Genomic DNA, 6,448 nt, shown 5'->3' with positions numbered 1-6,448 from the left:
CCGGCTTCGACAAGCTGCTCGCCACGCATCAGAACGCGTGGCATGAGCTGTGGAAGTCCGACATCGCCGTCGACGGCGACGCCAACGTGCAGAAGGCGATCCACTCCGACCTTTACTACCTGCTGTCGAACACGACGGTAGGCACGGCGTGGCCAATGGGCGCCTGCGCGCTGACGCCGAACTATGCCGGCCATGCGTTCTGGGATTCGGATTCGTGGGTGTTCCCTGCTCTGCTGCTCTTGCATCCCGAACGCGCGAAACCAATCGTCGACTTCCGCCATCGCACGATGCAGCCCGCGCGCGAGCGCGCGAAGCAATTCGACGTGAAGGGCGCGATGTATCCGTGGGAATCCGATCCGGAAACCGGCGTCGACAACACGCCGCATTTCGCCTGGGAGGTCTATCGCGAAATCCATGTCAATGCCGACATCGCGATCGCGCAGTGGCAGTACTGGCTCGTCAGCGGCGACAAGAAATGGCTCAAGGACAGCGGCTGGCCGGTGATCCGCGAGATCGCCGAGTTCTGGAAGAGCCGCGTGACGTTCGACAAAGAACACGACCGCTACGAAATCCACCACGTCACTTCGCCCGACGAGGCGTACAACGACGTGCCGAACGACTCGTTCACCAACGGCGCCGCGCGCAAGGCGCTTGACATCGCAATCAAGGCTGCCGCGCTCGTCGGCGAGAAGGCCGATCCGGCCTGGGCGGAAATCTCGAAGAAGATGTACATCCCGTTCGACGAGAAGAACCAGCGCCATCTCGATTTCGACGAGACCGTGCCGCACGACAAGATCACCTGGATGGGTTCCTCGCTGTCGTGGCTGTCGTATCCGAACCTCGACCTGCCGATGTCGCCCGAGGTGCGCAGGAACAACTACGACTTCCAGTTGCACGAGCTGAAGGTGCACGGCGACGATCCGAACGAGATGATGATGGTGATGCTCGCCGTGCACGCCTCGCAGCTCGGCGATGCGAAGTCCGCGGGCGACTGGGTCGAGCGCAACCTCGTCGGCTTCCTCAAGGCGCCGTTCAACGTGCGCACGGAAACTGTCGCCAACAATGCGGGCTACATTCTTGCGACCTCCGCAGGCTTCATCCAGAGCTTTGTCTACGGCTTTACCGGCCTGCGCATCGATGACCAGGGCCTGCACGAAGCCTATGCGCCGACGCTGCCCGAGCAATGGAAGTCGCTCACGCTGAAAAACATCGCGTTCCGCGGCAAGCATTACGACATCGTGGTCGAGCGCGGGGTGGACGGCAAGGCGAAGCTGACGCGCAAGGCGAAGTAAGCAAGGCTCCCCGAGACGGATTCGAACCGGCACGCCCGCACCATGGCCACGCCCTCGCCCGCGCTGATCGACGCCATGCGCAGCATCGACGCAGCGCTGAAGGCAGGCGAGTTTCTCGCCGCGCACGATCAACTGGCTGCGCTCGTCGAAGAGCAGCCGGGATTCGTTGAGGCGCTGCGCCTCTATGCCGGCACCAAGCAGGCGCTCGGCGACATCGACGGCGCGGAGCGGATTCTGCGCAAAGCGTTCGACTTCGACCCGAACTGGGCACCGACGCTGGCCGCGCTCGGCGAGTTGTTGTTGAGCCGCGGCAACGTCGCCGAAGCCGAACCGTTGCTGCGCCGCGCCGCGCAGCGCCTGCCGCGGGCGGCGCTCGTGCTGGCGCGGCACTACAACGACACACAGCGCGCAGGCGATGCATTCACGCTGCTGGCACCTTCGTCGGCAGGCGGGAAAGCCGATGCCGATTTGATCGTGCAATACGTCGCCGCCGCTGCAGCGCTCGGCCGCCTGGCCGAGGTGGTCGCGAGCTTAGGGCAGCTTTCGCAGGCAAAGCCCGACGACCTTGGCATCGCCCAGTCCTACGCGATCACGCTCGACGCGGCGAACCGGCCTGCCGACTCCGAGCACATCGCGACGCAGACGATCGCACGCGGACATCGCAACGCCGTGCTGTACCAAATCCAGGCGCGCAGCCTGGTCGCGGTGGGCGAATTCGACCGCGCCGAAACGGCGCTGCGCGAATGCCTGCGCCTTGATCCGCTGCGCAGCGAAGCACACGATCATCTGGCCCGTCTTGTCTGGATGCGCACGGGCGATGCGGCTCAGGCAACCTCCGCGCTCGACGATGCGCTGCGCACGTTCGCAGCCGATCCGGCATTGCGCGCGGCGAAAGCGGCCATCCTGCAAGGAGCGGGCGACGCGCGCGGCGCTTACGCCTGCCTCGTCGAGCAGGCCGGGCATCCGCAGGCTTCACCCGCGCTGCTCGTGCGCGCGGGACTCGCCGCGCTCGATTTCGATCCGGCGCTGTCGCTGCCTTTCGCTGAACGCGCGGTGCGCGCGATGCCGGCCAACACGGCGGCGCGCAGCCTGCTCGTCGCCGCGCTGCTCGGCATCGGCGACGCACAGGCGGCATTGCCGCACTGCGAAACGCTGCGCACCGCCGCACCCGACGATCAATACTTCATCGCCCTGCAGACCATGGCCTGGCGCCTGCTCGACAATCCGCGCCATCGCGAATACTGCGACTACGCGCGATGGGTGTTGCCGCAACGCCTCGAAGCGCCGGCACCCTGGCCCGACCTCGCCAACTTCTTCGCCGATCTCGAACGCAGCCTCGACCGCCTGCACAATCCGCACGGCCATCCGCTGCTGTTCCAGTCGCTGCGTCACGGCACCGAGACGACCGCGGATCTGTCGCGCAGCGACGATCCCGCGATCCGCGCGCTGTTCGCCGCGTTCGATGCGCCGATCCGCCGCTACCTCGAACACATTCGCAATGGTCCCGAACCGCTGCGCCGGCGCGACAACGGCAGCTATCGCTACAACGGCAGCTGGTCAGTGCGCCTGCGCTCATCGGGATTTCACACGAACCACGTTCATCCGCGCGGCTGGATCTCGTCGGCGTGCTATATCGAACTGCCCGACGTCGCCGCCGATGCGCATCAGAACGCTGGCTGCCTGACGTTCGGCCGGCCGAGCCTGATCACCACCCCCGCACTACAGGCCGAGCACGTCGTGCGTCCCGAGGTCGGCATGCTCGTGCTGTTTCCTTCGTATTTCTGGCACGGCACCGTGCCGTTCGCGAGCGAGCGCACGCGCTTGACCGTCGCCTTCGACGTCGTGCCGGAACGCTGATGTCCGCTCTCCGCGCCTTGCCGAACTGCTCGCGCGAGACGACGGACTCAGCGCTCGCCTTCAAGCGCATTGAACGCGATCACGATGCGCGGCTCGTCGGCGTCGTGTGGTTCGACGTAATGCTCCATCCAGCATGGGAACAACACGAGCAGGCTGTCTTCGGGCGTGAGATGGATGTCGCTGTAGCCGTTCGCCACCGCACCCTTCACGTAGCCGTGCACGACGCCGGCGCGCGGATCGCGGAAGACGAACTTGCCCGAACCGGACGGCACCCTGAGATAGAAGCTGCCGGACAGCAGCGAGCCTTCGTGCACGTGCAGGAAATTGAAGCCGCCGCGATCGTGCATGTTGATCCACGACTGCAGGCGAAAGGAGACGTCGCCCTGCCCCATCTCGCGCAGCGCTGTGGTGCAGCCGGCGTGGATCGCCTGCCGCAGCGGCGCGAATGCCGGGCGTTCGAGCACGCTCATGTCCTCGCTGTTCCAGCCGTGGCGATTCGTGCGGCCGGCCGGCTTCGGGCTCGCGGCACGCAACATCAGGACTTCATCGACCCACGCAGTCAGTTGCACGGCGGCGAACGGCAGGTGTGCCTGCCAGATGCGCGTCACGAACAAATCGTAGGACCGCAGCGCAGGAGTCGCCTGCGCTTCGCCGGCGCCGCCGAAACCGGACTGGGAAAAGCCGCCCGGCATCTGCATCGTGAATTTGAAATTGCTCGCCATCCTTCGCTCCGTCGCATCGCGGCTAGGCGTCATATTGTGCGAGCGATGCGCGCCACCGCAAGCGTTTTCGCCAACCGTCCGATCCCGGAATGCCCGTGAAGCCATTGCATCTCATCCCGTTCCTTCTCGCCTGCGCGAGCAGTGCCGCATTCGCATCCGACGCGAGCTTCACCCTGACCGCGACTGCGCAGGACTTCGACAATTACTTCCCCGGCTATCTCGCCAACGGCTACGTCTCAACCTTGACCGGCCCACGTGGCACCGAAGGCAATCTCTCCTACATGGTCGGCCTGATGGATTACGCGAAGGACGACTTCTCGCGTCCGGCGGCGATTCCCGGTTGGACCGAAATCGACTATTCGACCGGCCAATCCGACGCCAGCCACTTCTGGATGAACCAGGTCGATGCCAAGCCGACGATTTTCCAGGACTACCGCCAGACGCTCGACCTGCACGAGGCGACGCTGACGACCCGCTATCGCTATGTCGACCACGGGAAATCGACGGACGTAAAAGTCGTCACCTTCGTCAGCCAGGCATCGCCGCAGCTTGCCGCGACGCAGCTGACGCTCACATCGGATTTCGACGGCGAGGTGGAGCTGTCGTTCGCGCTCAATCTCTGGGCGCCGCATCAACCGCGCCTGCCGCTCGCCAAGCTGAGCGGCGACGAGATGCAGGAGGCGGTTGCCGCACACCAGATGAAGCTCGTCGCGATTCCGCCGGCGACACCGGATCGCGCACCAGTCTGGTACCACGGCGATGTCCACGTCGGCGATCGCGACGGCGATGCGAAGGCCTTGACCCTGTGGCTCGACGGCAAGGCCGAGCAGGGTCTCGCGATGGCCCAGGCAGCGGCGATCGAGCTGCCCAAAGGCATGACGCCGACGAATGTTCAAATCTACAAGAGTCCATACCGACTCGCGCTGAACCTGTCGGCCAAAGTGGAGAAAGGGAAAACCTATACTTTCACCAAGTATGTGGCGATGTCGCGCGAAGGCTGGGGCGGCGATGCAAAAGCCGATCTGGCCCTCGCCACCGCCGCACGTGCAGGCGGTTTCGAAAAACTGTTCGCGGCGCACCGCGATGCCTGGGCGAAACTGTGGAAGTCCGACATCGTCATCGATGGCGACGAACGCGCGCAGCGCGCCGTGCATTCCGACCTCTACTACCTGCTGTCGTCGTCGACGGCGGACACGGCCTGGGCAATCGGCGCCTGTGCGCTGACGCCCGGCTACGCCGAGCATGTCTTCTGGGATTCGGACTTCTGGGTGTTCCCCGCGCTGCTGTTGCTGCATCCGGAGCGCGCCAAATCGCTGGTGATGTTCCGCGCGCGCACGCTCGCGGCCGCGCAGGCGCGCGCGAAGGCTGCCGGCTATGCGGGCGCGAAATATCCGTGGGAAGCCGATCCGGAGAACGGCACCGAGCAGACGCCGCATTTCGCCTACGTGCTCGGCGAGCGCGAAATCCACGTCAACGCGGATATCGCGATCGCGCAATGGCAATACTGGCTCGTCACGCAGGACCGCGCCTGGCTCAAGCAATACGGTTGGCCGGTGATCCGCAACCTCGCCGAGTTCTGGGCGAGCCGCGCGACCTGGAACGCGGAAAAACAGCGCTACGACATCCTCCACGTCACCTCGGTCGACGAGGATTACAACGACGTGCCGAACGACACCTACACAAATGCCGCCGCCGCGAAGGCGCTGCGCATCGCCACCGAGGCCGCGGCCGCGGTCGGCGAGAAGGCCGATCCGCGCTGGAACGACGTAGCCGCAAAACTGCACATCCCGTTCGACAATACCGCGCAGCACCATCTGCATTTCGACGAAAGCGTGGCACACGACCGCGACACCTGGGGCGGCAGTTCGCTACCGATGCTGTCGCTGCCCGCGCTCGACCTGGCGATGAGCGCGCAAGTGCGGCGCAACAACTACGATCAGGCGATCGGCCCGGTCCTCGCTTCGAGCCGCGACCCGAACAGCATGGGCCTAGCCCCGCTGTCCATCGCCGCGGCGACCGTGGGCGACGAAAAGCGCGCGGTCGCGTGGCTGGAAAAGAACTTCAGCGGCGGCGTGGTCAAGCCACCGTTCGACGTGCGCACCGAAACGGCAACGAACAACACCGGCTACTTCGTCACCGCCGCCGCCGGATTCGTGCAGAACCTGGTCTTCGGCCTGACCGGCCTGCGCATCGAGAACACCGGTTTGAATCCCGTCTACCCGCCGCTGCTACCACCGGACTGGCGATCGATGACGCTGAAGAACGTGGCGTTCGGCGGCAAACGCTACGACATCCGCGTCGATCGCGGTGCCGACGGCAAGGCGCGGCTGGTGCGCAAGGCGGCCGCGACGCAGTGACGTGCGCGCAAGGACGGACCAAGCGCGGCTCGCCGTCACATCGCCTCGATCGAGACCAGCTCCGAGGATTCGGGAACCGGCAAGGTCAGCGCCAGGCCGTCGCGCATCAACTCGCGCCCGGAGCGAACGGAATCCGCCGAGCTACCGTCGCGGAACCGCAGCCGATAGTTGCGTTGCGGATCGAGCCCGCGGACAGGAAAAGTATATTTTCCTGCGTCCG

At 65.4% G+C, this 6,448-nt stretch carries 5 protein-coding genes; 3 read left to right on the top strand and 2 right to left on the bottom strand.

Going from position 1 to position 6,448, the window contains the following annotated elements; genetic code table 11:
- Together VF497_RS00905 and VF497_RS00900 are read left to right on the top strand one after the other, a co-directional pair.
- A partial coding sequence (locus tag VF497_RS00905) for a glycosyl hydrolase family 95 catalytic domain-containing protein (protein ID WP_414706824.1) occupies positions 1-1,292 on the top strand: 1,292 nt, incomplete at its 5' end.
- A 42-nt stretch (positions 1,293-1,334) separates the two neighbouring features.
- Complete coding sequence (locus VF497_RS00900) at positions 1,335-3,149, top strand: 2OG-Fe(II) oxygenase family protein (protein ID WP_330885334.1); 1,815 nt, start codon at positions 1,335-1,337, stop codon at positions 3,147-3,149.
- 47 nt (positions 3,150-3,196) lie between these two features.
- Here VF497_RS00900 and VF497_RS00895 read toward each other — a convergent pair whose 3' ends face one another.
- Positions 3,197-3,871, bottom strand: coding sequence for a TIGR02466 family protein (locus VF497_RS00895; protein WP_330885332.1), 675 nt, complete (start codon positions 3,869-3,871; stop codon positions 3,197-3,199).
- Between the two features lie 89 nt (positions 3,872-3,960).
- Here VF497_RS00895 and VF497_RS00890 point away from each other — a divergent pair, with 89 nt between their 5' ends.
- Positions 3,961-6,228 carry a glycoside hydrolase family 65 protein gene (locus tag VF497_RS00890; RefSeq protein WP_330885330.1) on the top strand — a complete coding sequence of 756 codons (2,268 nt, stop codon included), beginning with the start codon at positions 3,961-3,963 and terminating at the stop codon, positions 6,226-6,228.
- Between the two features lie 35 nt (positions 6,229-6,263).
- On the opposite strand, the gene VF497_RS00885 is transcribed toward VF497_RS00890, so the two are convergent.
- On the bottom strand, positions 6,264-6,448 hold a 185-nt coding region (locus VF497_RS00885), incomplete at its 5' end, for a GH36 C-terminal domain-containing protein (RefSeq protein WP_330885328.1).

This window comes from Rudaea sp., assembly GCF_036383415.1.
In the GTDB taxonomy this organism is placed as follows: domain Bacteria; phylum Pseudomonadota; class Gammaproteobacteria; order Xanthomonadales; family Rhodanobacteraceae; genus Rudaea.
Note: the sequence above shows the minus strand (reverse complement) of the source record. Positions and strands in the feature narration are given on the sequence as shown.

Excerpts from the sequence above, each read along its gene's own strand:
- VF497_RS00900 (WP_330885334.1), top strand. The coding sequence starts at position 1,335 with ATGGCCACGCCCTCGCCCGCGCTGATCGACGCCATGCGCAGCATCGAC.
- VF497_RS00895 (WP_330885332.1), bottom strand. The coding sequence starts at position 3,871 with ATGGCGAGCAATTTCAAATTCACGATGCAGATGCCGGGCGGCTTTTCC.
- VF497_RS00890 (WP_330885330.1), top strand. The coding sequence starts at position 3,961 with ATGCCCGTGAAGCCATTGCATCTCATCCCGTTCCTTCTCGCCTGCGCG.